This window comes from Patiriisocius sp. 208BN25-11 (assembly GCF_058147145.1).
In genome coordinates, this window is the sequence record NZ_JBYVJY010000008.1 from 60152 (window position 1) to 85941 (window position 25790).

Annotated in this window: 21 protein-coding genes; 11 read left to right on the forward strand and 10 right to left on the reverse strand. The window is 36.3% G+C overall.

Annotated features, from left to right (window positions below):
* Positions 1-549 (forward strand): mycothiol transferase, encoded by a 549-nt coding sequence (locus ACY2RS_RS10570; protein ID WP_490098622.1) that lies wholly within the window; start codon positions 1-3, stop codon positions 547-549.
* Here ACY2RS_RS10570 and smpB read toward each other — a convergent pair whose 3' ends face one another.
* From smpB to ACY2RS_RS10590, 4 genes are all read right to left on the reverse strand, one after another.
* Positions 550-1017 carry an SsrA-binding protein SmpB gene (gene smpB / locus ACY2RS_RS10575; protein WP_490098623.1) on the reverse strand — a complete coding sequence of 156 codons (468 nt, stop codon included), beginning with the start codon at positions 1015-1017 and terminating at the stop codon, positions 550-552. It lies immediately after the preceding gene.
* A gap of 41 nt (positions 1018-1058) precedes the next feature.
* Positions 1059-1580: a SixA phosphatase family protein gene (locus ACY2RS_RS10580; RefSeq protein WP_490098624.1), complete on the reverse strand. Its 522-nt coding sequence runs from the start codon at positions 1578-1580 to the stop codon at positions 1059-1061.
* Between the two features lie 408 nt (positions 1581-1988).
* A complete protein-coding gene (gene clpB, locus ACY2RS_RS10585; protein WP_490098625.1) occupies positions 1989-4592 on the reverse strand; it encodes an ATP-dependent chaperone ClpB in 2604 nt (867 codons plus the stop codon).
* A gap of 147 nt (positions 4593-4739) precedes the next feature.
* Positions 4740-7133, reverse strand: a complete 2394-nt coding sequence (locus ACY2RS_RS10590; RefSeq protein ID WP_490098626.1) for a T9SS type A sorting domain-containing protein — start codon at positions 7131-7133, stop codon at positions 4740-4742.
* Between the two features lie 242 nt (positions 7134-7375).
* On the opposite strand from ACY2RS_RS10590, the gene ytxJ reads away from it, so the two are divergent.
* On the forward strand, positions 7376-7771 hold the full coding sequence (ytxJ, locus tag ACY2RS_RS10595) for a bacillithiol system redox-active protein YtxJ (RefSeq protein ID WP_490098627.1): 396 nt from the start codon (positions 7376-7378) through the stop codon (positions 7769-7771).
* Positions 7772-7948: 177 nt separating this feature from the next.
* Here ytxJ and ACY2RS_RS10600 read toward each other — a convergent pair whose 3' ends face one another.
* Positions 7949-9130 carry a hypothetical protein gene (locus ACY2RS_RS10600; RefSeq protein ID WP_490098628.1) on the reverse strand — a complete coding sequence of 394 codons (1182 nt, stop codon included), beginning with the start codon at positions 9128-9130 and terminating at the stop codon, positions 7949-7951.
* An 85-nt stretch (positions 9131-9215) separates the two neighbouring features.
* Entirely contained in the window at positions 9216-9587 is a 372-nt protein-coding gene (locus ACY2RS_RS10605; protein WP_490098629.1) for a DoxX family protein, read from the reverse strand.
* Positions 9588-9723: 136 nt separating this feature from the next.
* Here ACY2RS_RS10605 and menA point away from each other — a divergent pair, with 136 nt between their 5' ends.
* The 6 genes from menA (at position 9724) to ACY2RS_RS10635 (ending at position 15440) form a co-directional block, all read left to right on the forward strand.
* Positions 9724-10626, forward strand: coding sequence for a 1,4-dihydroxy-2-naphthoate octaprenyltransferase (gene menA / locus ACY2RS_RS10610; RefSeq protein ID WP_490098630.1), 903 nt, complete (start codon positions 9724-9726; stop codon positions 10624-10626).
* 39 nt (positions 10627-10665) lie between these two features.
* Positions 10666-11346, forward strand: coding sequence for a metal-dependent hydrolase (locus ACY2RS_RS10615; RefSeq protein WP_490098631.1), 681 nt, complete (start codon positions 10666-10668; stop codon positions 11344-11346).
* Positions 11347-11421: 75 nt separating this feature from the next.
* On the forward strand, positions 11422-12456 hold the full coding sequence (locus ACY2RS_RS10620) for an o-succinylbenzoate synthase (protein WP_490098632.1): 1035 nt from the start codon (positions 11422-11424) through the stop codon (positions 12454-12456).
* Positions 12457-12459: 3 nt separating this feature from the next.
* Positions 12460-13419, forward strand: coding sequence for a CPBP family intramembrane glutamic endopeptidase (locus tag ACY2RS_RS10625; RefSeq protein WP_490098633.1), 960 nt, complete (start codon positions 12460-12462; stop codon positions 13417-13419).
* Positions 13420-13496: 77 nt separating this feature from the next.
* Positions 13497-14573 carry an AMP-binding protein gene (locus ACY2RS_RS10630; RefSeq protein ID WP_490098634.1) on the forward strand — a complete coding sequence of 359 codons (1077 nt, stop codon included), beginning with the start codon at positions 13497-13499 and terminating at the stop codon, positions 14571-14573.
* Between the two features lie 102 nt (positions 14574-14675).
* Positions 14676-15440 (forward strand): glycosyltransferase family 2 protein, encoded by a 765-nt coding sequence (locus tag ACY2RS_RS10635; RefSeq protein WP_490098635.1) that lies wholly within the window; start codon positions 14676-14678, stop codon positions 15438-15440.
* On the opposite strand, the gene ACY2RS_RS10640 is transcribed toward ACY2RS_RS10635, so the two are convergent.
* Complete coding sequence (locus ACY2RS_RS10640) at positions 15441-16208, reverse strand: lipopolysaccharide kinase InaA family protein (protein ID WP_490098636.1); 768 nt, start codon at positions 16206-16208, stop codon at positions 15441-15443.
* Between the two features lie 191 nt (positions 16209-16399).
* Here ACY2RS_RS10640 and ACY2RS_RS10645 point away from each other — a divergent pair, with 191 nt between their 5' ends.
* Positions 16400-19840: a DUF2135 domain-containing protein gene (locus ACY2RS_RS10645; RefSeq protein WP_490098637.1), complete on the forward strand. Its 3441-nt coding sequence runs from the start codon at positions 16400-16402 to the stop codon at positions 19838-19840.
* A gap of 66 nt (positions 19841-19906) precedes the next feature.
* Here ACY2RS_RS10645 and ACY2RS_RS10650 read toward each other — a convergent pair whose 3' ends face one another.
* Positions 19907-20668 carry a hypothetical protein gene (locus tag ACY2RS_RS10650; protein ID WP_490098638.1) on the reverse strand — a complete coding sequence of 254 codons (762 nt, stop codon included), beginning with the start codon at positions 20666-20668 and terminating at the stop codon, positions 19907-19909.
* On the opposite strand from ACY2RS_RS10650, the gene ACY2RS_RS10655 reads away from it, so the two are divergent.
* Positions 20655-22013 carry a M24 family metallopeptidase gene (locus ACY2RS_RS10655; RefSeq protein WP_490098639.1) on the forward strand — a complete coding sequence of 453 codons (1359 nt, stop codon included), beginning with the start codon at positions 20655-20657 and terminating at the stop codon, positions 22011-22013. The two genes, ACY2RS_RS10650 and ACY2RS_RS10655, sit on opposite strands and share 14 nt — an antisense overlap.
* Here the strand turns inward: ACY2RS_RS10655 and ACY2RS_RS10660 are convergent.
* Together ACY2RS_RS10660 and ACY2RS_RS10665 are read right to left on the reverse strand one after the other, a co-directional pair.
* Positions 22003-23271 carry an MFS transporter gene (locus ACY2RS_RS10660; RefSeq protein WP_490098683.1) on the reverse strand — a complete coding sequence of 423 codons (1269 nt, stop codon included), beginning with the start codon at positions 23269-23271 and terminating at the stop codon, positions 22003-22005. The two genes, ACY2RS_RS10655 and ACY2RS_RS10660, sit on opposite strands and share 11 nt — an antisense overlap.
* A gap of 302 nt (positions 23272-23573) precedes the next feature.
* Positions 23574-25202 carry an acyl-CoA carboxylase subunit beta gene (locus ACY2RS_RS10665; protein ID WP_490098640.1) on the reverse strand — a complete coding sequence of 543 codons (1629 nt, stop codon included), beginning with the start codon at positions 25200-25202 and terminating at the stop codon, positions 23574-23576.
* A gap of 288 nt (positions 25203-25490) precedes the next feature.
* Here ACY2RS_RS10665 and ACY2RS_RS10670 point away from each other — a divergent pair, with 288 nt between their 5' ends.
* Positions 25491-25667, forward strand: a complete 177-nt coding sequence (locus tag ACY2RS_RS10670; RefSeq protein ID WP_490098684.1) for a CAL67264 family membrane protein — start codon at positions 25491-25493, stop codon at positions 25665-25667.
* Positions 25668-25790: the final 123 nt, after the last annotated feature.

Below are 25790 nucleotides of genomic sequence, written 5' to 3' on the forward strand. Positions count from 1 at the left end.
ATGAAAAAAGTATTTATACTCATTGTTTTGTTTTTGTACATACTGCCAGTTAGTTCTCAAAATATCATCAAAGAAGAAAAAGGGTATTCCTCTAATGTGGGCGTTTTGGTTTCTATGCTTGATGATTTGAAGCAGCGAATTACTAGAACGGTTGGGAATTTAGATCAAAATGCAACCGACTTTCTGTTAGATGAAAATGCCAATAGGATAGGTGCCATGATTTATCATTTGGCAGCAACAGAAAAGTATTATCAAGTCTATACGTTTGAAGGAAGAAATTTTAATGCTGCCGAAGAGAAGGAATGGGGTCCTGCAATGAACTTAGGAGATGAAGGTCGCAAAGCCTTACAAGGCAAACCAATTTCATATTACTTAGATATTTGGGATGCGGTTCGCAAAGACACTAAAAAGTTATTAAAGACTAAGGATGATGCTTGGCTAAAAGAAAGACGTGCTGGAATGAATTACCATTGGGCATGGTATCATGTTATGGAGCATCAAGCCAACCACATGGGGCAAATAAGAATGATTACTAAGCGGGCAGAGTAGCTAGTTGTTAAAGTTCTTTTTTAGTCTGCTAAGATCACGTTTGTTATCACGGTCTTTAATGCTATCTCTTTTATCAAACTCACGTTTTCCTCGACATAAAGCTATTTCCATTTTGGCAAGCCCTTTGTCGTTTGTAAAAAGGAGTAAGGGTATAATTGTGAGCCCCGATGTTTTTACATTTTTTGCGAGTTTCTTTAACTCATTTTTAGTAAGCAATAATTTGCGTTCGCTTTTAGGATTGTGATTAAAATGTGTGGCATGACTGTATTCTTGTACGGTCATATTGATTACAAATAATTCGCCACGTTCATTAAACTCGCAAAAGCTTTCGGCAATAGAGGCTTGTCCTTCTCTTATGGCTTTTATCTCTGTACCTGCCAAAACTATACCCGCAGTGTATTTGTCTAGGATTTCGTACTCAAATCTAGCTTTTCGATTTTTAATTTTTATGTTTTTCTGGAGCGCCATGCCTGCAAAAATAGGGCTTATAAAAAGAATTTAGGTAGCGTTTAGTCTACCTTTTTTCTCGTTGCAGATGTTTGATCGTTTTTGTGTGTTACGATAAACAAATCATTGTTGTCTTCGTCGGCAATATTTTGGTATTTTTCTTTTTCAAGAAGCTTGTTTACAAGTAATGGTACCGTATTACTATGTCCAACAACAACAATGTTTTTTCCTTTATTTTTTGTTATGAAATTTTCAGATAAAAAACTCTTGTGCGTATACAATACAATTTCCAAGTTGTTTTTCTTAGCAATTGGGATGGCAGTTTCTCGGGTTCTATTGTAATCTGTGCTGTAAACGGCATCAATATTTTTGTCTTCAAAAAACGTAGCCCAGTTGTTAGAACGTTGTTTTCCTTCTGCTGTAAGTGCTGGGTCATTGTTTAGTTTGTCACTTCGGTCTTTTTCAGCATGACGAATAAAATATAAGGTGGTAGCGTCTTTGTCTGGGCTATTTGTGCATGAATTAATACTAATAAGTAGTAAAATAACAGCAATTGAGGCTTTCAAATTTCCGAAGTAAGTCATCTATTGTTTTTGTGTAAATGTAAAAAAAATCCGCTCCAATATTGAATTAGAGCGGATTTTCTATAGTCGAATGTAAAACTATAAGTGAATTTGTGCCATGTAAATTGAATAGCTTATTACTACTGTTGTAATGCTTAGCATATAGATGGCTAAAGCATTATTACGCCTTTGTTTAGGTTCAGGAATTACGGTGATTTGATTTTGATTTTTCATTTTGATTGATTTTAATGGTTACAGTTATATGACGTTAAGTGCCTGATATTGTTACATGTATGAGTCGTTTTTTTTAGACAAAATACAAAAACCGTCTATCTATCAAAGATGAGACGGTTTTCAAACTAACCAACCAATTATGAAAAATGAACTATTGAATACAAAAATTACATTCAGGGTAGCTCGGCCCTATGATTATGTGGGTACTACATCATTTTGATTTCTAAACACTAAGTTGTTATTAAAAGAATCTAATAAAATGATGCTGTCTGTAGTTACTTTTCCAGCTAGGATTTCCTTAGACAATTTATTTAACACTTCTCTTTGCAGTACTCTTTTTACGGGTCTAGCCCCAAATTGTGGATCAAATCCTTTTTCGGCTAAATATGTTATTGCCTCAGTGGTAGCATCAAACGTAATTTGTTGTTGCGCTAACATTTTGGTAATTCCTTTTATTTGTAAGGAAACAATTTCTGTAATATCCTTTTTTGAAAGCGGTGTAAAGAGAATGATGTCATCTATTCTATTTAGAAATTCTGGGCGTACGGTTTGTTTTAGGAGTCCTAAAACATCCACTCTCGCTCGCTCTATAGCGGTGTCAATGTCCTTTACGGCCTCAAACGTGTCCTGAATAATGGTGCTTCCCATATTACTAGTCATGATAATAATGGTATTTTTGAAATCTGCTATACGCCCTTTATTATCAGTTAGTCTTCCCTCATCTAATACTTGTAGAAGGATGTTAAACGTATCTGGATGCGCCTTTTCTATTTCATCTAAGAGTACAACAGAGTAAGGTTTTCTTCTAACAGCTTCGGTTAATTGCCCACCTTCATCATACCCTACGTATCCTGGAGGAGCTCCAACAAGTCTGCTTACACTATGACGTTCTTGGTATTCGCTCATATCGATTCGTGTCATTGCATTTTCATCATCGAATAAATATTGCGCTAAGGCTTTGGCGAGTTCGGTTTTTCCAACTCCAGTGGTTCCTAAAAATAGAAAGCTACCAATGGGTTTTTTAACATCTTGCAATCCAGCTCTGCTTCTTCTAATGGCGTCACTAACAGCAATGATGGCCTCTTCTTGTCCTACCACTCTTTTGTGTAATTCTTTTTCGAGAGATAATAATTTTTCACGATCACTTTGTAGCATTTTTGTGACTGGAATTCCTGTCCATTTAGCAACCACTTCGGCTATGTCTTCATTGGTGACTTCTTCCTTAATGAGGGATTGTTCACTTTCTTTTTCGGCCACTTGTTTTTCTAGATCCCTTAACAACTCTTGGGTGTCTTTAATCTTTCCGTAGCGAAGTTCAGCAACAGTACCAAAATCTCCTTCTCTTTCGGCTTTTTCGGCTTCTATTTTATAGGATTCGATATCCGTTTTGTGCTTTTGAATCGCTTCTACAAGGTCTTTTTCACTTTGCCATTTTGCGTGTAGTTCGTTTCTAATTTCTTTATGATTTGCCAATTCACTGCGTAACGTTTTTAGTTTGGTTTCATCTTTTTCACGTTTAATGGCTTCAATTTCAATTTCTAGCTGCATTATTTTTCTGTCTAATACATCTAGTTCTTCTGGTTTGCTATTGATCTCCATTCTTAATTTACTTGCGGCTTCATCAATTAAGTCGATGGCTTTGTCTGGTAAAAAACGATTGGTAATATAGCGTTGCGATAGATTTACAGCAGCGATTATGGCTTCATCTTTAATACGAACTTTGTGGTGCGTTTCGTATTTTTCTTTGATGCCTCGCAAAATAGAGATGGCGCTTTCTGTGTCAGGTTCGTCTACAACGACTCTCTGGAATCTGCGTTCTAGTGCTTTGTCTTTTTCGAAATACTTTTGATATTCATCTAGAGTTGTGGCTCCAATGGCTCTTAGTTCTCCTCTTGCTAGTGCTGGTTTTAAGATGTTAGCAGCATCCATAGCTCCTTGGCCACCTCCTGCGCCCACTAGGGTGTGTATTTCGTCTATAAAAAGTACAATATCACCATCGCTAGAGGTTACTTCTTTTATGACAGCTTTGAGTCGTTCTTCAAATTCACCTTTGTATTTGGCACCAGCAATAAGCGCACCCATATCAAGTGAATAGATTTGTTTTGATTTTAAATTTTCAGGTACATCACCATCTACCACGCGGTGTGCTAGTCCCTCTGCAATTGCTGTTTTTCCGGTTCCAGGTTCTCCAACTAACATTGGATTATTTTTAGTACGTCTAGAGAGAATTTGAAGAATACGGCGTATTTCCTCATCACGACCAATAACAGGATCTAGTTTGCCATCTTGTGCTAGTTTGTTGAGATTTTTTGCATACTTGTCTAGTGAGTTGTATGCGTTTTCTGCACTTTGAGAAGTTACTTTTTCTCCATTGCGTAATTCTTCTATGGCAAGTAGCAGTGTTTTTTCTGTAACACCTTGGTCTTTTAAAGATTGCGCAATGCTACTTTTACTTTTAAAAATGGCTAATAGAAGATGTTCAATAGAAACAAATTCGTCTTCCATTTTTTTAGCAATAATGCTCGCTTCATTAATTGTTTTTCCGGCTTCTCTAGAAAGGAGTATATCTGTGCCGCTTACTTTAGGAAATGTTTGGAGTTGTTTTTCCAATACTTGCTTTAAAAGTTCAATGTTTACATTGAGTTTTTTTAAAATAAATGGTGTAACATGTTCATCAATTTCAAGAATCGCTTTTAGTATATGTTCGTTTTCTATTTGTTGATGTTCATTTTCTTGAGCTATTTGCTGTGCTTGTTGAATAGCTTCTTGAGATTTTATAGTATAGTTGTTAAAATTCATGGTAATCAATTTTGAAACACTATTTCAAAAGTCGCACCATTTCCAAAAAGCGACAAAATGTCTTTGAAATCAAGGGGTTTTGGAGACATTTTGACATAAAAAAAGCCGCTTGCAAGAAGCGGCTTTTCAAATATATTTAAAAGATTATTATTCTCTAATAAGCTTTTTAGTTACTTGTGCACCATCTATAGTTGCATTGATAAAGTATGCACCACTTGATAATCCAGTAGTATCTATAGTAAAAGCATCACTGTTTGGAGAGATGGTCATTACATTTTGTCCTAACATGTTAACAATTGTAATAGTGCTTACTGCTGTTCTTGATTGAACATTGATAACACCATTTGTTGGGTTAGGAGCAAATACAAATGTATTTGTGTTAAAATCGTTTACACCTAATTCAGCTGTAGTAAATGAAACTGGACCAACGCCATCACTTTCATTCACATCACAGTTTGTTCTAATGTAAGCATCATAAGCAGTATTAGGGATTAAGCCTTGAGCCATTCCTGTTAAATTGGTTGTAGCCAATTCAAATGAAACTGGTGTGTCTACATCAGGATCTGCTCCTGCAATAAATACGCCCCAGTTATAACTAACTGCTCCAGGAGCTGCATCCCATGAAAGTGTTGCTGTTGTTTCCATCACATCACTTACTGCAAAGTTTTCTACATCAGGACATGGCAACACAACTGGTGCACATGTAATATCTGCAGACCATCCTGTTTCTTGTACTGATCCATCAGATGTAAACACAAATGTTAGCGCTCCAGAAGGGTGCGATGATGTAAATGAGTCACCTATAGAAAGTAAACTATTTGCGTCACTAGGAACTCCTCCATCACCACTTTCTTCACCGCAAAGTGTCATTGCTAAAACAGGAGATGATGTATCAGGACCATCATATACAGTCAAGAAATCCCAACATCCATCCTGTGATCCAGGACCAGTAGATGTTTCGATATCTACATAGGTAAAGGTAACTGTTACTAAATCACCTGGGTTGTCTGGAGAAATAGTTGTTTCTGTAACTTCGTTAGCCATATAATTTCCATCAACTCCACCCGAGTCTAAGTATAAACCATCACATCCTGGAGGTGGTATTGCACAGGTAACATCAGCTGACCATCCAGTTTCTTGCACAGAACCGTCAGAAGTAAATACAAAAGTAAGTGCTCCACTTGGATCTGATGAAGTAAATGAGTCACCTATAGAAAGTAAACTATTTGCGTCACTAGGAACTCCTCCATCACCACTTTCTTCACCACATAACGTCATTGCTAATACAGGGAATGTTGTATCTGGACCGTCATAAACCGTTAAGAAATCCCAACATCCACCTTGTGATCCAGGACCAGTAGATGTTTCGATATCTACATAGGTAAAGGTAACTGTTACAGCTTCTCCTGGGTTATCTGGAGTAATCGTAGTTGTTGTTACTTCATTTGGAGTATAATTTCCAGCAGATCCACCAGAATCTATGAATAATCCTCCACAAGCAGCAGGTGGGAATGGTGTATTAAAGTTTACAAAGCTAAGAGATGATAATCCATTAGCATCACAATCTGAATTTACATAAGCATCATATCCAGCATCTCCCATCAATCCTGTTACGGTTGAAGTAGTTGTACCAGCAGCAACATCTTCTGTAAAGATTGGTGTATCCATAGTGGGATCTGCTCCTGCTGTAAATACTCTAACGTTGTATCCAATCGAAGCTTCAGCAACAGGATCCCACATAAGCACAGCGTCAGACTCTGTAATCATGTCTACAGATAAATTTGCAGGTGCAGGGCATGCTACTAGCGTTTGGAAAAAGATAGGGTCGGCTAAAGAAATACCATTTGCATCACAATCTGCAATTACATATGCATCATAAGCTGTTTCTGGTGTTAAACCAGTAGCACTTGTCATAAGTGTTCCTGTTGGTACATTTTCTGTGTATACTGGCGTGTCCATAGTAGGATCTGCTCCTGCATCAAAAACATTTACAATGTATCCTATTGTTGCTTCAGCAACTGCATCCCAAGAAATATCTGCATCAAAGGCATTGGCCGTAACCATTACATTTGCTGGTTCTGGACAAGCTGGTGGTGCAGTATAAGTAATAGTCCAGTCAAATGGGTCAACATTCCATCTATCATCCCATTGGATAAAGTAATCTTCTCCACCTACTACTGCAAATTCTAAGATTTGAGATGCAAAAGAACTCCCTGTTCCATCTGGAGCAAAAGGGCATGCATCATCATTGTTTGCTGCAGCTGCAGGATCTGCGCAATCATTCCAAATGAACAGACGAGTGTCTGAACCTCCTAAACAAGAAGCTACATCAATAGTACCACTTGCAGCAGGAGTGTAGACAAACCATGCAGAATCTCCATTGTTTGTACCTGCATTTGCATCATTGATAGTTGTTTGTGTAATTGTTCCTTCCATGGCAATGACGGCACTTGCGCAGTCATCACCACCATTTTGAGCGCTCACTTGCCAACCAAATGTGGTTGCAAGCACTAGCATCAATAGCGTTGTAATTTTTTTCATATTATGATAAGGTTATAAAATTAATTTGCCTCAAGATAGCGAAATATTAACTAGAATTTATGTTAAAATAGTTTTTTAGATAAAAAACAGATTATTTCTGCTAACGGTTATAAATACCTCTTAGTTTTTAACAATTAAGAGTAGTTGCTGTAAGGTTATACATCAAATTCCTACAATATCAATTGACTACAATAAAGTACTAATATTTACAATAAAGTACGATATTTGAAAAAAAGAGAGATATGGGATTATTTAGTGCATTTAAAAGCGGAGATTCAAAAAAAGAAGCAAAAAAAATGAATGAAATACCGTGGTTGGTTTTAAATAGAAAAGAACAGTTAGCTATAATAACCGAGGAGTCAAAAACCACTCCAGTTGCAATTTTTAAACACTCTACTCGTTGCGGTATTAGTAGAATGGTTCTCAGAAATTTTGAAAGTACCTATAGTATAGATGCTAATAAAATGAAGTTATATTACTTAGACTTGTTGGCACATAGAGAACTATCTGATGAAGTTGGATATGCATTTCAAGTATTACACCAAAGTCCGCAAATCATTATCATAAAAAATGGAGTTGCCGTAGCACATGCATCGCATCATGGCATACAGGCAAGTGAACTAGAAAACTTTGTGTAAGAATGCTTAAGAAAATAATTAAAAGCAAGGGTCTAGTCTAATAAATGGAGGATTATTTTTTGTCTGGTTGAGCGCAGTCGAAACCTATTTTAAAATATCTTAATGTAGTAGTTCTCTCCCGAAGCTTCGGGAGTGCTCGAACAGACATCTAAACCCACTTTTTAAGAGTTCCTTTTTTCAAAAAGAGTTATTATTGATAATGTTTTTCAATTTCAGTTTAACATCTTCCCCTGTATCGTATACGAGTTGTTCGTTTGGAGGAAATGGAATAAAGTCATATCTAAGAAATTCTCTATCTTCATTTGTTAATGCTCTTTTGTCTCCTCTAAACCTAGCAAACGTATTTTCGAAAGCAAATTCACTCGACATGGGAAAACGATTCAATACTCTTCGGTTTAAAAGATCTGTATAGATTACATCTCCACCCACAAAGGCAGATTTAATTTGTTCGGTATAGGTTACCCTTGCCGTCACAGTGATGTATTTGTCTTTTTTAATATCATTTCCTAGACTGTCTTTGGCAACATTTCCTCTTCTATCGAGCACATATTCCCAGCCATCTTTGATTCGTTTGGTACGTCTTTCTTCTGTTTCTCTAAGTTGTTCTGGTGAAACGGCAATATCTCTAAATTCGAGTGTGATGCCATAATTATAACTAATATCTCGTTCTGCTTGCGCATGATATTGTGTCCAAAACTCATCAAGACCATAGGTGTTTATATTTAACAATTCTTGCTCCAAACGGTACGGGAGTATTTGATAGGTGCTGTTTTTGATATCCACTAAAACAAAGTTAGTCCCATAAAATCGTGCATCCTCTTTTTTGGTTGCAACATCTTTGTAATTAGCTTGCACTTCTTCTATCTCACAGTATACATGATATGCGGTTCTGTAATCTTTTATTGTCTGCCTGTTCATATATATTGCAGCCTCCTCATAGAGGTATGCTATATAATTATCTTTAGCATCTAAAATGTTCGAGCTGTAATCTTTCAGAATAAAATTGGCATCTCTTCCTAATGTTACACTGTATAGTGGTAATAAAGGTCTAATTCTATCTTGTATGTACTCCATATTCTGGTACGTATAATAGATTTCTTTAGCACCAGAAGCATTGCTTTGTTTTTCTAAAAAAGAAATTCGTCTCGTGTCTTCAGCAACAGCCTTTTCAAAGGCTTCTTCAAGCATTACAATATGGGCGTCGTTTTTTTGTGAAGTCTTGTCTTTCTGTATTTTTTTTACAGCTAGTTCTATTGCTCGCTCATAGTCTCCTTGAGCAAGTAATTTTTGATTTCTTTTGACACTGTTACAACTTACTAGCAACAATACCAAACTAAAAATAGGTAGTAACTTTTTCATAGTATAAAGGTATTGGTTATGAATAGTACATTTCAATCGCTATGCCATTTTTTAAATATGGTGTTTTTTAAGCAGAAAAAAGCAACTATTTTCTATCAACACTATGCTTTCCAGCACCTAATAAGGCAATGGCACCAAAGGCAAATAAGTACAACAACGCTTTTTCTTTCGTTCCAATAGGGTCTGCTCCATGCACGATGAATGCTGCAACGGCCATGGTAATGAGTACCGGGATACTAGCCAATCTTGTCTTATATCCAATAATAATAAGTAAAGGACAAATCGCTTCTGCCAATACGGTAAGTATAAAAGATGGGGTAGCACCAATGCCAATAGGGTCTCCAAAAGACATATCTCCTTGAATAAGTCTCAAGAGTTTTGGAATGCCATGAGTAAGCATCATGCCGCTGAATGTGAAACGTAATAATAGGAGTCCAATGTGGTAGGTAGAAGTCATAAAAATGGGGTGTTAAAAATTCAGTTTAAAAATAGGAAAGTTTTTACTATTTCAGATTTTAAAAGAAACAAATTTGAATTGTTTTCCATGAGATGATATTGGTAATATGATGTATTTTTACAAAAACAAATTACCTATGACCAAAGTGAGCGCTTGGATTTCTGCCGCACGACTTAGAACACTCCCGTTATCAATTTCTGGTATTTTAGTTGCGGGTGCTGTAGCTGTAAAAAACGATGTGTTTACGCTTCCTATTTTAGTATTCGCCTTACTTACAACCCTCGGTTTTCAGATACTCTCAAACTTTGCTAACGATTATGGAGATGGTGTAAAGGGGACCGATAATGAGTATAGAGTGGGGCCAAAACGTGCCTTACAAAGTGGATTACTCACAGCTAAGGAATTAAAAAAGGGGATGATTGTTACAGCTGTAATTACCTTGTTTTTAGCTTCATTATTAATCTTTACCGCTTTTGGAAATGATCAAATGCTTCTCGCGTTTATATTTTTTAATCTTGGAATAGCCGCTATCATTGCCGCAGTAAAGTATACGGTTGGTGCCAACGCCTATGGGTACAGAGCCATGGGTGATGTGTTTGTATTTTTATTCTTTGGTTTGGTGGGTGTAGTAGGTTGTTATTTTTTGTTTGCCAAACAGTTTGGAGGCTACGTTTTTCTTCCTGCTATCGCAATTGGCTGTATGAGTACCGCCGTGCTCAATTTAAATAATATGCGTGACCGGGTAGAAGATGCTAAGGTGCATAAAAATACACTAGCAGTAGTGTTGGGAGAAAAAAAGGTAAAAAACTACCATGCCTTTTTAATTGTAATTGCTTTTTTAACAGCCGGAGGCTATTTGTTTTTGTCAGAGGCTCCTTTACTTCAATACATATCTTTGGTAGCATTTATTCCCTTGTTTTTGAATTTGGTTACGGTATTTAAAAATAGTGAGCCAGCTAACTTAGATCCTGAGTTAAAAAAAGTAGCATTAAGCACTTTCTTGTTTGCTGTACTCCTTTTTACGACTAGTTTTTTTTAAGGTAATAAATTGTATTTTTAAGATCTTAATTCACACACCATGAAGATTACATATTACGGTCAGAATAGCCTTGGTATTCAAATAGATGATACGCATATTTTGGTAGATCCCTTTATTACGGGCAATCCGTTAGCAAAGGACCAAATTGATATCAACACCTTACAAGCAGATTTTATCTTACTTACGCATGCCCATGAAGATCATATTTTAGATGCAGAATCCATTGCAAAAAACACTGAGGCCACTATTGTGAGTAATTATGAAATTGCCATGCATTACCAGGCAAAAGGGTGTACTGTGCATCCTATGAATCATGGTGGAAATTGGACCTTTCGCTTCGGAAATGTTAAATATGTAAATGCTGTTCATACCAGTGCCTTCCCAGATGGAAGTTATGGGGGGCAACCAGGCGGATTTGTAATTACAACTAAAGATAAGTCTATTTACATAGCAGGAGATACCGCCTTAACAATGGATATGAAACTCATTCCAATGCAAACCAAATTGGATTTGGCAATTTTACCTATTGGAGATAATTTTACCATGGGCGTAGATGATGCCATCATAGCCAGTAACTTTGTAGAATGCAACAAGGTATTAGGAGTACATTACGATACTTTTGGATACATAGAAATTGATAGCGCAGCTGCACTTCGGAAATTTTCTGAAGCAGAAAAGGAGTTAGTTTTATTGCCCATTGGAAATAGTTTGGAAGTTTAGAGATTTTAATTTACCTGAAATTTAACGTTTTTATTTTTTTGAATATTTAGAGACCAAAGACCAAAGACCAAAAACTTGAAAGCTACTTACAAAAAACACATCCTAGAATTTAAACAACCCAGCGGTACTTCTCGTGGTATTCTAAAGACCAAAGAAGCTTGGTATCTTATTCTTGAAGATGAAGGTAAAGTAGGCTATGGAGAATGTGGTTTGCTTCGTGGCTTGAGTATCGATGATCGCCCAGATTATGAAGCAACACTGCAATGGGTGTGTGATCATATTCATTTAGGCAAAGAAGCTTTATACAATACACTTACAGAATTTCCATCCATACAAATTGGCGTAGAGACGGCTTTTTTATCAATAAAAGCAAATGATCCGTTTCAAATATTTCCTTCTTCTTTTTCAAAAGGGGAAGCTTCCATGCCTATTAATGGCTTAATATGGATGGGAGATACAGCTTTCATGAAAGAACAAATAGAAGCAAAAATCGCTGCTGGTTTTAGCTGTATTAAAATGAAAATAGGGGCGATTGATTTTGATACCGAAATAGAGTTGCTAAAAAGTATTAGACAAGAATTCTCGGCTTCAGAAATTGAACTGAGAGTTGATGCCAATGGTGCGTTTGATCCTAAAAATGCATTAGAAAAGCTAAAAATACTTTCAGAGCTAGATTTGCACTCCATAGAACAACCTATCGCTGTGAAACAATGGGATGAAATGGCATCTCTTTGTGATAAAAGTCCGTTAGCTATCGCTTTAGACGAAGAGTTGATAGGAGTGTTTGCAGATGAATATAAGCAAAAATTGATACGTCATATTCAGCCGCAATTTATTATTTTAAAACCCAGCTTTATTGGAGGTTTTGCAGGAAGCGATGCGTGGATTCACATTTCCGAAGCACAAGATATTGGCTGGTGGATTACCTCGGCTTTAGAGAGCAATGTAGGATTAAACGCAATTTCGCAGTATACTTTTACAAAAAATAGTACATTGCCTCAAGGATTGGGTACAGGTAGTTTGTACACAAATAATATTACGGCACCTCTTGAAATTGAAAAGGGTGCTATACAATACAACCCAAGTAAACATTGGAACCTTAAGATATAACCTATGAATTATATTCAGCAAGCATACAAAGGTAAAAACGAATCGTGGATGTTTATTCTAACCTTTGTTTTAACCGCAGGGCTTTTTATTTTTAACCTCATATTTTTTCTTTTTTTTAGTGATGGTCTTGATGTTGCCGCAGAGCAACAAAAATTACTAGAAATGATACCTAGCAAAAACTTCTGGTTGGCTGTTAATTTGTTACCCTTTGCTTTTTTACTCGGACTCCTATTTTTATTGGTGAAATACCTACACGATCGTAGTATTTTGTCTTTGACAACCTCTAGAGCTCGCATCGATTGGGGGCGTGTTTTTTTTGCTTTTTTAATTATTGTACTTATTACATTGGCATCTTTTGCGCTTTCGTATTACAGTGATCCCTCCTTAATTGAATTGCAATTTGATCCTTTAAAGTTTGGGATTTTACTGCTAGTAAGTCTTATATTATTTCCATTACAAATAGGGCTTGAAGAGTATTTATTTCGAGGGTATATGATGCAACACTTAGGTGTTTTAGTAAAGAACAGGTGGTTCCCGTTACTTGTTACTTCTGTTTTGTTTGGTGTATTTCATAGTGCCAACCCAGAAGTTGCTGAGATGGGGCTTATTATGATGGTCTATTATATTGGCACAGGTTTGTTGTTGGGTATCATGACCTTAATGGATGAAGGATTAGAATTGGCACTAGGGTTTCATTTTGGGAATAATTTACTAGCTGCTACACTCATAACATCAGAGTGGTCTGCACTACAAACCGATGCAGTTTTTAAATATACAGCAGAAGAAGCGGGCACCTCTTTGGTAGATATTTTAGTTCCTGTCTTAGTAGTATATCCTATTATTTTATTAGTTTTTGCAAAAAAGTACAAGTGGACCCAATGGTCTCAAAAGCTTTTCGGAAAAGTGACACCACCTACTGTTGCTAAAGAAGAAGATGATTCGTTACTTGTGCAAGATTCATAATTTAAGTCTATATTGAAGTCCCCCCAAATTTTTATAACACCTACAAACCAAAATAAGATGTCGTAAATTAACCACTTTTGAAACCCTCACAAACCTTACATCCTTCTTTTAAATTTAACGGACTTCAGTTTCAAGACGCTGAAGAAATTGTACTCTTTGCTCAAAAACTTAAAGAGACGGGAGCTCCTTATGAGCGAGCGATTGCATCTTTTATTATGAAATGGTTTAATGATAAACCGTATATAAAAGTAAAAACCTCGGGCTCTACTGGGGACCCTAAAAAAATAGAAATCCTAAAAGAACACATGGTCAATAGTGCTTTTGCTACTGGCGTATATTTTAAAATGGGCGCTGATAATACGGCACTCTTATGCTTGTCGGCAAAATACATTGCTGGTAAAATGATGCTGGTACGTGCCTTGACAATGGGTTGGGATTTACACGTAGTAGCTCCAGAAAAAGATGCTATTACACAATACGATAACAAGTATGATTTTGCGGCAATGGTGCCCTATCAAGTATATCATACACTAGATGAACTTGATAAAATAAAAAAATTGATCATTGGTGGTGGTGTCATTGCTCCCGATCTGGAGTCTAAATTACAATCTAAAAACACAGAGGTTTTTGCAACCTATGGTATGACAGAAACTATTACACATGTAGCGGTACGTCGTGTAAATGGTGCAGGTAAAACTAGTACTTATAGTGCGTTGCCAAATGTTACATTTTCTAAAGATAGTAGGGATTGTTTGGTGATAAACGCACCTAAGCTAAGTAACCAAGAAATTGTAACAAATGATATTGTTAATCTAAGAAGTCCAACGAGTTTTGATTGGCTAGGAAGGTATGACAATGTAATTAATAGTGGCGGCGTGAAGCTGTTTCCAGAAAAAATAGAAGAACAATTAATGGCAGCTATTACGGTTCCCTTTATTATTTCTTCCTTAGAAAATGAAGCATTAGGCGAACAACTTGTCTTGGTGTTAGAATTAGACGATCCGTCAAAAGCGGCACAATATAAGGGAGCACTTTCTTCGTTACCTTCGTATCAAACTCCTAAAAAAGTATATACGCTTTCAAAGTTTCCGTTAACCGAAACAGGAAAGATCAAGCGAACTGCCATAAAAAATATTATTCAAGGATTTCAATAGCCATTCGTGAAATTGTTGAAAGTACTTCTATCACCTAAAATCTTATTTTAAATACAGTGAATAGGGTATATTTACACTTCAATTTTACTTTAAAGTGTTTGGATGCATAAAATTTCAGCAGTAATTATTACGTTTAATGAAGAGAAAAAGATAGCGCGTTGTCTAGAATCTTTGCAACCTGTTGTAGATGAAATAGTAGTGGTCGATTCGCTTTCTACAGATGCTACCAAAGAGATTTGTAGTCGCTACCAAGTAAAATTTATTGAGCAACCTTTTTTGGGATATATAGAACAAAAAAACTTTGCTGCTTCACAAGCAAGTCACGAATATGTTTTATCACTTGATGGAGATGAAGCACTGTCTCCAGAGCTCGCCGAAACCCTATTAAAATTGAAAGAGAACCTTGCATTTGATGGGTATTATGTGAATCGATTTAATAATTTTTGCGGACAATGGATAAAGCACTCTAATTGGTATCCTGACAGAAAATTACGACTCTTCAAAAAAGGAACGGGAACCTGGAAAGGCATAAATCCGCATGATAGTTATAAAATGAATCCGGGCGCTACTAATGCAAAATTGAAAGGAGATTTATTGCATTGGAATTACGCTACCTACCGGGAGTTTAATTTAAAAACAGATCATTTTTCATCTATTTCTGCTCAGTCTTATTATGATATGGGACGCAAAGCACCTGTTTGGAAAATTGTATTGAATACTTTTTGGGCCTTTTTTAAATCGTATTTTTTAAGGAAAGGTTTTTTAGATGGCTTTAATGGTTTTGTGATTTGCTATCAAACGGCAAACATTACGTTTTTAAAATACTCAAAATTGCGTGAGCTCCATAAAAACGAAAAGGATTCCTAATCAATTCCTTTTCTTTCTCCAGAATAGGTATTTATTTTTTAATGCAATTTTTCTATAAAATTTTTTCTGAAATTTTTCAGTAAGTCCCCACATTAGGTTGAAGATATCATCGTAAGGAACTCCTGTTATTTTTGAATACTCATCACTCATTGTAGCAACCATTTCTTTATGGGGAGTCAGCCTGGTGAAATTTGTGATGCGTTCTTCTAGTGACAATGATTTAAATTTCATTCGGTTGAGATCTACCAAGTAAAACGAGAAATCATCTCCGTTTTTTTGTATTAAGGTATTGCCTGGCGAGTGGTCTTTGAATAGAATTTGGTTTTCATGCAGCTTGTGCGTAAAATGAACAAATGCTCTTAAAATTTCTTCACGTTTTGGATAGTCGGGGTTTTCTAAAAGATCTTTATACATTAAATCTACTTTAAGATGTTTGCATAGATAATAACTGCGCCCTAGAAGAAATCCTTTCGAATTTTCTATATATGCAATGGGTGAAGGCGTTCCTATTCCTTTGCTTTGAAGATACATGGCATTTTCAAAAGAACGTTGTGCTTTCGATTTTCTGAAATACCGATAGACTACTCTATTTAATACGTTAGGGACTTTAAAACGCTTACTATTTATTTGAAGATCATCTAGTGTAAAAAGCTTTATGGTATTACGCTGTCCAACGATAAAGTTAGCTCCCTTAGTATCAAAGTTTGTAACAATATCAAGTAGCTCTTGACGGTATTTTTTATATGCTTCTGAAATTTTAATATTCACGGCTTAAAGATACAATTTCCATACTATTCAACTTCTATAGAATAGAAGCATACTTTTTTAATTCCTTTTTAAATTTATAGGCTAAACTAAAAGTGACGATGCCTAATCAATAGGACGAGTTCACTCATTCGAGTTATTTTTTGCTTCTTTGAGATTGTAGGTTTGTTTTATAATTTTTAAAACCATCTATTATGAAAAAGTTTCTACATGTTATCGTTTTTATGTTCATCAGTGCTACAGCATGGGGGCAACGAATTCCGCATATAAAAGTGGACAAAGAAAATCTAGGGGTCACCAAACTTGCGGTTGATGTTACTGTGGTTGGAAACATAGCCACCACAACATTTGATATGCAATTTTACAATCCGGGTACTTCTGTATTGGAAGGGGAACTCATATTTCCGTTAGGAGAAAATCAATCTGTAAAACGATTTGCGCTAGATGTCATGGGGTCATTACGGGAAGCAGTAGTTGTAGAAAAGGAGCAAGGAAGAATTGCTTTTGAAGCCGTGGTAAGAAGACGTGTTGATCCTGCCTTATTAGAAAAGGGAACAGGAAATACTTACAAGGCTAGAATTTACCCAATTCCTGCTAAAGGATATAAACGTGTTGTACTAGCCTATCAAGAAGAACTATCATCTGCACAAGAAGCACTTCAATTAAAAATTCCTTTGGCATTTAAAAATCAATTAGAAGCCTATAGTCTTTCGGTTCGGGTATTTAATCAAGAGATACCGCCTAGGATTCTTAAAGGTAAAAGCAAAGGAGCTCGTTTTGTAAAAACAGAAGCAGATTATGTTTATCAAACCTCTCAAAAAAACATGACTCCAAGTGTAGATTTTTTAGTAGAAATTCCAACAACAGGAAACCTAAAAACACTTACAAATGAAGGGTATTTATATGCCTATAAAAACGTAAAGAGTACTAGTGTTGAAAAAGAAAACCCTGCGCATGCTATTTTGTATTGGGATGTTTCATTGTCAATGAAGGATAGAGATTTAAAAAAGGAAATAGCGTATTTAGAGGCTTATTTTAATAAGATTAAAAATATCGAAATTGAAGCCATTGCTTTTAGTGATGTTATTGTGGCCAATGATATTTTCAAGATTAAAAATGGTAATTGGAAAAGACTTCAGCAATTTTTAGAAGCTCAAGTCTATGATGGAGCAACATCATTTAAAGGGCTTTTCGAAAAAACGAATTCTAACGCAGAAATACTGTTGTTTACAGACGGATTGCCAACCTACAGTAAAGAGTTTGCAAGCGAAAATAACCCTACGTATATTATTAATAGTAAAAGAAAAGCAAATCATAACCAAAATAAAGTAGTCTCTAATGCTAGCGGTGCAGCGTATATCAACTTACAAAACACAGCTATAGAAGATGCTGTCACTAAAACATTTACCCAACCTTTACTCTTTTTAGGGTATGAAAGTGATGCGGAAGTTACTTCGCTATTTCCAAAGAAAAATACTCCTGTGTATACTACTATTTCAATTACTGCTAAGGGAGTTGATGCGGGGCAAAAAATCATCTTACTTTTTGGTTATGGAAACAAAGTTACCCAACGTATACCGCTTGAAGTTCCTATACAAGAAACTGCTTTTAAAGATTTAGGAGTACTATGGGCACAGGCAAATATTAATTTTTTACAGCAAAAAAGCGATGAGAATAGAAGCGAAATAGTACAGGTTGCAAAACAATACAATCTAGTGTCAAACCACACTTCGCTCATCGTATTAGAAACAGTAAGAGATTATTTGACCTACAACATTACACCACCAAAAGAATTGCTAAAAGAATACTTGCGGCTTAAAAAAGAAAAAGAGGAACAAACTAAAGTAGCAATCGCTACTATGGAGCCAAAAGAGATTTTAGAGGATCCAGTTGCTGCAGAAACTGAAAGAACAATTGAGGATGACACAGCAACATCTCCAAGAACCTTGGGTGGTACTGTTTCCATTTCTGGAACCGTAACAGATGCTTCTGGATCACCACTACCTGGAGTTAATGTTATTGTTAAAGGCACAACAACGGGTACGCAATCAGATTTTGATGGGAATTATAGTATTGCTGTTCAGCAAGGGCAGGATGTGGTTTTTAGTTATGTTGGTTTCGATACTTTAGAAACTACCATTCAAAGTTCTGGAAGAGTGAACATGAGAATGAGTGCAGGAGAAGCACTTGATGAGGTTGTTATTACTGGATATGGGGGTGATACCAGAGCGCGCAGGTCTGTTGGCTATAGTGTTACAACGCTTGAAACAGAAGAAATTGAAAACAAACCAGAGTCTGATATTGTAAGATCCATAAATGGAAAAGTGGCTGGAGTTCAAATTACTGGAAATAGCGGTGCTACCGGGTCGGGAACTAATTTTGTAATTCGTGGTAGAAGTTCTATAAATGGAGATAATACTCCTTTGTTTATCGTCGATGGTGTTCCGTTTGATTCAGGTACAAATCAACAAACAGATTTTATAGGAGGAAGTTCGGTAACAAGTAGTCGTTTTCTAGATTTAGATCCTAATAATGTAGCTAGCGTGAAAATATTAAAAGGTTTAAGCGCTTCGGTATTGTACGGTCAGCAAGGTAGAAATGGGGTAGTTATTATAACAACCAAAACTGGAGCAGGCTATACTGGAAAAACAGGAAATTATGCTGTAGACAGAGCTGCAGAAATTGCCAAACAACAAAAGCAAAGAGTTGAATTGGCAGGGGAACCTACATGGAATGAGAAAGAATGGACGATACCTTATATTTCTAAGCTAAAAGAGGTGACTATAGAAGATTTGTATGAAGCTTATTTGTCGCAACGAGAAGCGTTTATAGATCATCCTGCCTATTTTGTAGATGTATACGATTTTATGAAGGATAAAAACAAAGAGTTCGCCAATAGAATTCTTTCAAATATTGCAGAGATAGATCAAGATAACTATGAGTTGCTTAAAGTGTTGGCGTATAAGTTAGAGGAGAAAGGTGATTATGAGCAGGCAGTATTTGTGTATCGACAAGTTTTAAAGTTGAGAACCGAGGATACGCAATCATATCGTGATTTGGCTCTAGCTTTAGCGGAAATAGGAGCGGTTCAAGAGGCGTTAGATTTATTGACAAAGATTGCCAATAATTCATTAATTGATGGAACTCAACGAAGAGATTTTGAAGGCATGGTAGCCATTACCACCAACGAAATTCGTAATCTCATACAGGTAAACCAAATGAGGGTGTCTGACATGACCTTGCCATTAAAAGTATTCCAAAAAAAGGAACTCGATGTGCGTGTAGTAATTGATTGGAATCACAATGACACCGATATAGATTTACATATTATTGATCCTAATTTAGAGACTTGTTTTTATGGTGCCTCAACAACAAGCACGGGCGGTAAAATTTCAGAGGATATGACAGAAGGTTTTGGACCCGAAGAATATACTCAAGAAAAAGCTACCAAAGGTTCTTATTATGTGAAGGTCGATTATTTTGATGATCGCTACCAAAAAATTGAGAACCCAACATTTATGAAGATCACTACCTTTCAAAATTATGGTGCGAAAAATCAAACCAAAAAAGTGAAAGTGATACGGCTATCAAAATCTGATGATATACAAATGATTGATCGTATTGCAGTATTGTAAGTTTTTGTTTAGTTGTTTTAAATTCGGCAAACCTAGCTATGAAAGTAGCTTTGTTTGTCGAATTTTTTAATAATATAATGAAAGTGATGCTGTAACATGGCTTTTGATGAAATCGGCATTTTCTTGTGTCAAATCATACTGATAGCTATTGTTTTCTATAAATTGATTAGATAGAACGCTAAAAAACATACAGGCGCTATAAAAAGTACCAGATTTACTGGGGTGCACGCCATCAAGACTTAATAAGTCGATATCGCTATTTAAAGTATAAAAGTCGCGCCAACCAAGACCAACGGGTACCATTGTAAAATTGTTTTCCTCTGCAGCTTGGGTGTATACTTCCAGCAATTGTTTTGTCATTTCTGGCATGCCTTCGTATGCCCAAGTAAGAAAAAGAAATACGCGAGTGTTTGAAGTATTTATTAATGTTTTAAAAGTCGCAATAGACGCTAACATTTCGGTTGGATTGGTAGTAGCCAAAACTCCATTTTCTTGTAAAATAATATAATCCCAATCCTCACTTTGTAATGTTGACATAGATTGGTCATTATTTAAATGATCATTCAATGTATAGTTAGGAAAAGCAACTCGTAAAGAATTTGCTGTTACATTTTGGTTTCCCTGATCATAAAATGACTGCACATGCGTGTCAATTCCTTCATTAAAAAACGTTAGACTGTTGCCAAAAAACAAAATGTTTACGATATTGTTAGGAGAATCATTTTGATGGGTATCTTGGTCGTTATTAATTTCAATAATGGGTAGTATTTCACCTGTTGATGATGAACATCCAATAACAACAAAAAATATAAAAATGAGAATTCGCATAATACATAAAGATATGATAAAAGGAATTAAAATACCATTGCTACTTTTTATTCTGTTTTTTTCGAGTAGTAACCTCACTGCACAAATTCTTAGTGAAAGAGATCGCGCTACCTTAAGAGATGAAATTTTAAAAGATAGGTTCGAAAATGTACTTCCAAAACTTATGGAAGACACGGGTATCGATATGTGGTTGGTCATTGCGAGAGAATATAACGAAGATCCAGTCATGCGAACCATGTTACCTGCCAAATGGCTCAACGCACGCAGAAGAACTATTTTAGTTTTTAGCAGAGATAAGGCTACCAGTACAGTAGAGCGTTTAGCAGTTGCACGTTATGATGTAGGAGAAAACATTACCTCTGCATGGGACAAAGAAAAGCAACCAGACCAGTGGGCAAGACTTGTAGAAATTATACAAGAACGCAATCCGGGAACCATAGGGGTAAACATGTCTAGTCATTTTAACATCGCCGACGGACTCGTAAAAACAGACTATGAAGAACTCATGAATGCCTTACCTAACGATCTTGATGCGAAGGTAATTTCCGCAGAAAAACTTGCGATTGGTTGGATAGAAACCAGAACGCCCAAAGAAATGGAATTATACAATACCCTTGTAGAAGTTACCCATGATATCATTGATGAGGCATTTTCAAGTAAGGTAATTAAACCAGGGAAAACTACCACAGACGATGTGGTATGGTGGATGCGCCAAAAAGTAACCGATCTAGGGCTAGAAACATGGTTTCATCCAACGATTGATGTACAACGTAATAATGAGGAATTAAAGAGTCATATTTATTCTTTTTCTAAAGGTGAGAAAGAGAAAGTAATTATTCCAGGAGATTTGTTGCACTGCGATTTCGGGATTACTTACGTAACGCTTAATACCGATTGTCAGCAACATGCCTATGTCTTAAAAGAAGGTGAAACAGAAGTACCTAATTTCTTGCAAGAAGCCTTTGCAAAAGGAAATAGGGTGCAAGATATTTTTACAAGTAATTTTAAAACAGGTCGCACTGGTAATGAAGTGTTAGCAATGTCTTTACGAGACGGAAAAGCAGAAGGCTTGAGACCGTCAATTTATACGCACCCATTGGGAACTTATGGGCATAGTTCGGGAACAACGTTAGGCATGTGGGATAGTCAAGGCGGAGTGCCGGTAAATGGCGATTACCCGTTGCATGAAAACACGGTGTATGCTATTGAGTTAAATACTACGGTGACCATTCCTGAATGGAAAAAAGATATTCGTATTATGTTAGAAGAGGCTGGCTTTTGGGGGGCTTCCAAATTTCGATATGTCAACGGAAGACAGGAAGCTATTAAGGCTGTTACGTGGTAATGTTTTTTTCTGAAATTTTATACAACACGATTGCGGCAATACCACCAACAATAGAGAAAGCTGTGAGCATCCAAAATACGTTTTGATGGCCTTCAATTCCTTTGGTTCCATCCAACAGATAGCCTATGCTGAGACTTGCAAAAATATCTGGTGTGTATCCAACAAGTGAAATTAATCCCACGGCAGTTCCTGTGAGTGTTAACGGAATGTTCCCTTCTTGCATGGCTGCAAAGTATAAGGATCTAGCTGCATAAATACCCGTCGCAGTAATTAAAATAGATAGGAAGAACAAAGAGGTTGCATCTGGTTGCATGGTTCCCGAAGCAAATAAAAGTGCTCCAATGGTACTTAAAACAAAGCTTATTACTAACCAAAAAGTAACACGACTTTTATCGGCTAGAAAGCCAATGACGACTCCAACTATGGGGCGAATAAATAATAAAAAAGTCCCCACTTTTGCAGATTGGACTTCGTCAAACAACATAATTTCTTTTGCGTATTGAGAAAAGACCCCTGTGGTTTTGTAACCCACATAGGCGCACAGAATAATAATCATTAATAACCAAACTGCAGGTATTTTTAGTACACTACTAATATCCTTTGTTGTAATTCTTATTAAAATAATAGCAGTGGTATCTTCTTTTGTTTTGAGAAAGAACCAAGCCAAAATTCCAACTAAAAAAACAATCCCCGAAGAAACCAAAACAACATATCGAAAGGCCTCTTTACGCTCTGTAAAATCAATGGTTTCAATGGCTCCCGTAATAAATAGTGAAAAAATGAGGACACCCAGAAGTCCAAATAGCGCGCCTACTAGACCTCGCCCACCATCCAAAAAGCCAAATGCTTTACCTTGTGAAGTAGCTCCTCCCCAAACACGCGCTGCTTTAATCATAGCAGCCCAAAATAGAAATATGGTAGTGAATCCCCAATATCCATAGAGTATTTTTAAAACAAACTGGGATGGATAGGTACTATATACAATTCCACCGAGTGCAGTGGTCCATAACGATAAAGCAATTAGTTTTCTGGGTTGAAAACGATCTGCTAAAGGACCTCCTAAAAGATAAGCAAATACAGCAACAATACCATACATAGCTTGCGCTTCACCTAATTCAATATTGCTGAGGTTAAAGACCTCTAATACCGTAGACCTAAAGACACGCGTTAATACAAATGGTAATATAAAAACAGCTTCACCTGCTAGGATGAGTAGTAGGAGATATAGGTAGTTTTTTTGATTAGAGGTTCTTTCGATGCTGGGTTTTTAATTTTGTTTATTGTTGAGGTTTTTATGAGCTGCTTTAGGTTTATTATTCAAATGTCCATGATCCATTTTTTAAATTTTAGATTGTGATTTTTGTTTTTCTTAATTTTCATTACCCCAGCCCTAAAGGGGTGAAAATTAACTTGCTCTAGAAAAACCACCCTTTAGGTTCGGGGTAATGTTTTTCTATTATTTTCAACTAATACCTAATGTTTATGAGTTTAAATGTTCCAGAATAATTTAATTTCACTCAAAACTCAAAACTCAAAACTCAAAACTCAAAACTCAAAACCTTAAACCTGTATCACTCCCAAATTAAAGGGTTTCTCAATAGGAGCATGATTTGCGGCTTCGATACCCATAGATATCCATGTTCTGGTATCTAGCGGGTCAATAACGCCGTCTGTCCAAATACGAGAGGCTGCATAATATGGCGAGATTTGGTTGTCATATCTAGCCTTAATGGTATCATACAATTCTTTTTCTACTTCGGGTGTAATCTCTTTGCCTTGTTTTTTGAGCGAGGCTGTTTCTATTTGTAATAATACTTTGGCAGCACTGTTTCCACTCATTACAGCCAAATTAGCACTTGGCCAAGCAGCAATAAGTCTTGGGTCGTATGCTTTTCCACACATGGCATAATTTCCTGCACCGTAGCTGTTTCCAATGACTATTGTAAATTTTGGTACTACGCTATTACTCACAGCATTTACCATTTTGGCACCATCTTTAATAATACCGCCGTGTTCACTTTTACTTCCTACCATAAAGCCGGTTACATCTTGTAAAAAGACTAGAGGTATTTTCTTTTGGTTACAGTTGGCAATAAAACGAGTGGCTTTATCGGCGCTATCGCTATAAATAACACCACCAAATTGCATTTCGCCTTTTTTAGTTTTAACGAGGGTACGTTGATTAGCAACAATACCAACTGCCCATCCATCAATGCGAGCATAGCCAGTTAAAAGGGTTTGCCCGTAGCCCTCTTTGTATTCTTCAAAATCACTATCGTCTACCAATCTAGCGATGATTTCTCGCATATCGTATTGGTCTGCTCTAGATTTAGGCAGAATACCATAGATGTCTTTTGGATCCTTTTTTGGTTTTAATGGTTTGTCTCTATTGTATCCGGCCTTATCATAATCACCAATTTTAGAGACTATGTTTTTAATTTTAGTAAGTGCATCTTTATCGTTTGTCGCTTTGTAATCTGTTACACCACTTATTTCGCAGTGTGTAGTTGCACCGCCTAACGTTTCATTGTCGATAGTTTCTCCAATGGCAGCTTTTACCAAATAACTTCCTGCAAGGAAAATACTTCCTGTTTTGTCTACTATTAAAGCTTCATCACTCATAATTGGTAGGTAGGCACCACCAGCAACACAGCTTCCCATAACAGCAGCAATTTGAGTAATTCCCATACTGCTCATTACGGCGTTATTTCTAAAAATTCGTCCGAAGTGCTCTTTGTCGGGAAAAATTTCATCCTGCATTGGTAAATACACACCAGCGCTATCTACTAAGTAAATAATTGGAAGTCTGTTTTCAATAGCGATTTCTTGCGCGCGTAGGTTTTTCTTTCCTGTGATCGGAAACCAAGCACCTGCTTTTACTGTGGCATCATTAGCAACAACAATACATTGTGTTCCTTGTACATAACCAATTTTAACAACCACACCACCACTTGGGCAGCCTCCATGTTCTTCATACATGCCATCACCAGCAAAAGCTGCAATTTCTATTGATTTCTTTTTGTCGTCTAATAAGAAATCGATACGCTCTCTTGCGGTCATTTTGCCTTTTGCATGGTGCTTATCGATACGTTTTTGTCCGCCACCCAATTTTACTTTGGTGAAGCGTTTGCGTAAATCTGAAAGAAGTAATTTATTATGATCTTCGTTTTTATTGAAGTTAAGGTCCATAGTGTTTATTTATATCTGTAAAAATACGAAACTATGCTATTATCAATATGGCAAAACTATTTTTAATTCACGATATTTGCCATATCACTCCTCAATAACGAATGTCTTTTTAGCTGAAATATTAGTAAGCCAAAAATAGGTTTTCTGTAGTAAAGGTTTGCTAGTCATTGTATTGGCTGCAAAATTCTAGAAATTTTAAAATTTCAGAAATCTTTACAGAGATAGTGACACTAATAAACCTAAAAAGAACTGTTTTAAAGCATAAACAGATTAATACGATTACCTATGATGAATAAAAATACAGTATTAGGATATGCCACTTTAATTATGATTATTGTTGGACTATCGCTCATAAGCCTTGGTGCATTTAGATATGATGATGTTGCGGGTTGGGGATTTGCCGCTGTTGGAATTGGCTTTTTTGCCATTGCTTGGGTATTTAATGCCCTAAAGGGAAGAATGTAATGACTTATTTGGGTAAAAAAACTTTATTTTTTTTCCTCAGTCCTAAAGGATGAAATAAAGATTTTTTAAATTTCCCTTTAGGGTAAGGGTAAAAAATTTAAAAATCAATATCCTTGAATGGTC

Bases quoted from the DNA above. Each gene is read 5' to 3' on its own strand.
- ACY2RS_RS10570 (WP_490098622.1), top strand. From the start codon at position 1: ATGAAAAAAGTATTTATACTCATTGTTTTGTTTTTGTACATACTGCCA.
- smpB (WP_490098623.1), bottom strand. From the start codon at position 1,017: ATGGCGCTCCAGAAAAACATAAAAATTAAAAATCGAAAAGCTAGATTT.
- ACY2RS_RS10580 (WP_490098624.1), bottom strand. From the start codon at position 1,580: ATGACTTACTTCGGAAATTTGAAAGCCTCAATTGCTGTTATTTTACTA.
- clpB (WP_490098625.1), bottom strand. From the start codon at position 4,592: ATGAATTTTAACAACTATACTATAAAATCTCAAGAAGCTATTCAACAA.
- ACY2RS_RS10590 (WP_490098626.1), bottom strand. From the start codon at position 7,133: ATGAAAAAAATTACAACGCTATTGATGCTAGTGCTTGCAACCACATTT.
- ytxJ (WP_490098627.1), top strand. From the start codon at position 7,376: ATGGGATTATTTAGTGCATTTAAAAGCGGAGATTCAAAAAAAGAAGCA.
- ACY2RS_RS10600 (WP_490098628.1), bottom strand. From the start codon at position 9,130: ATGAAAAAGTTACTACCTATTTTTAGTTTGGTATTGTTGCTAGTAAGT.
- ACY2RS_RS10605 (WP_490098629.1), bottom strand. From the start codon at position 9,587: ATGACTTCTACCTACCACATTGGACTCCTATTATTACGTTTCACATTC.
- menA (WP_490098630.1), top strand. From the start codon at position 9,724: ATGACCAAAGTGAGCGCTTGGATTTCTGCCGCACGACTTAGAACACTC.
- ACY2RS_RS10615 (WP_490098631.1), top strand. From the start codon at position 10,666: ATGAAGATTACATATTACGGTCAGAATAGCCTTGGTATTCAAATAGAT.
- ACY2RS_RS10625 (WP_490098633.1), top strand. From the start codon at position 12,460: ATGAATTATATTCAGCAAGCATACAAAGGTAAAAACGAATCGTGGATG.
- ACY2RS_RS10635 (WP_490098635.1), top strand. From the start codon at position 14,676: ATGCATAAAATTTCAGCAGTAATTATTACGTTTAATGAAGAGAAAAAG.
- ACY2RS_RS10645 (WP_490098637.1), top strand. From the start codon at position 16,400: ATGAAAAAGTTTCTACATGTTATCGTTTTTATGTTCATCAGTGCTACA.
- ACY2RS_RS10655 (WP_490098639.1), top strand. From the start codon at position 20,655: ATGAGAATTCGCATAATACATAAAGATATGATAAAAGGAATTAAAATA.
- ACY2RS_RS10650 (WP_490098638.1), bottom strand. From the start codon at position 20,668: ATGCGAATTCTCATTTTTATATTTTTTGTTGTTATTGGATGTTCATCA.
- ACY2RS_RS10665 (WP_490098640.1), bottom strand. From the start codon at position 25,202: ATGGACCTTAACTTCAATAAAAACGAAGATCATAATAAATTACTTCTT.
- ACY2RS_RS10670 (WP_490098684.1), top strand. From the start codon at position 25,491: ATGAATAAAAATACAGTATTAGGATATGCCACTTTAATTATGATTATT.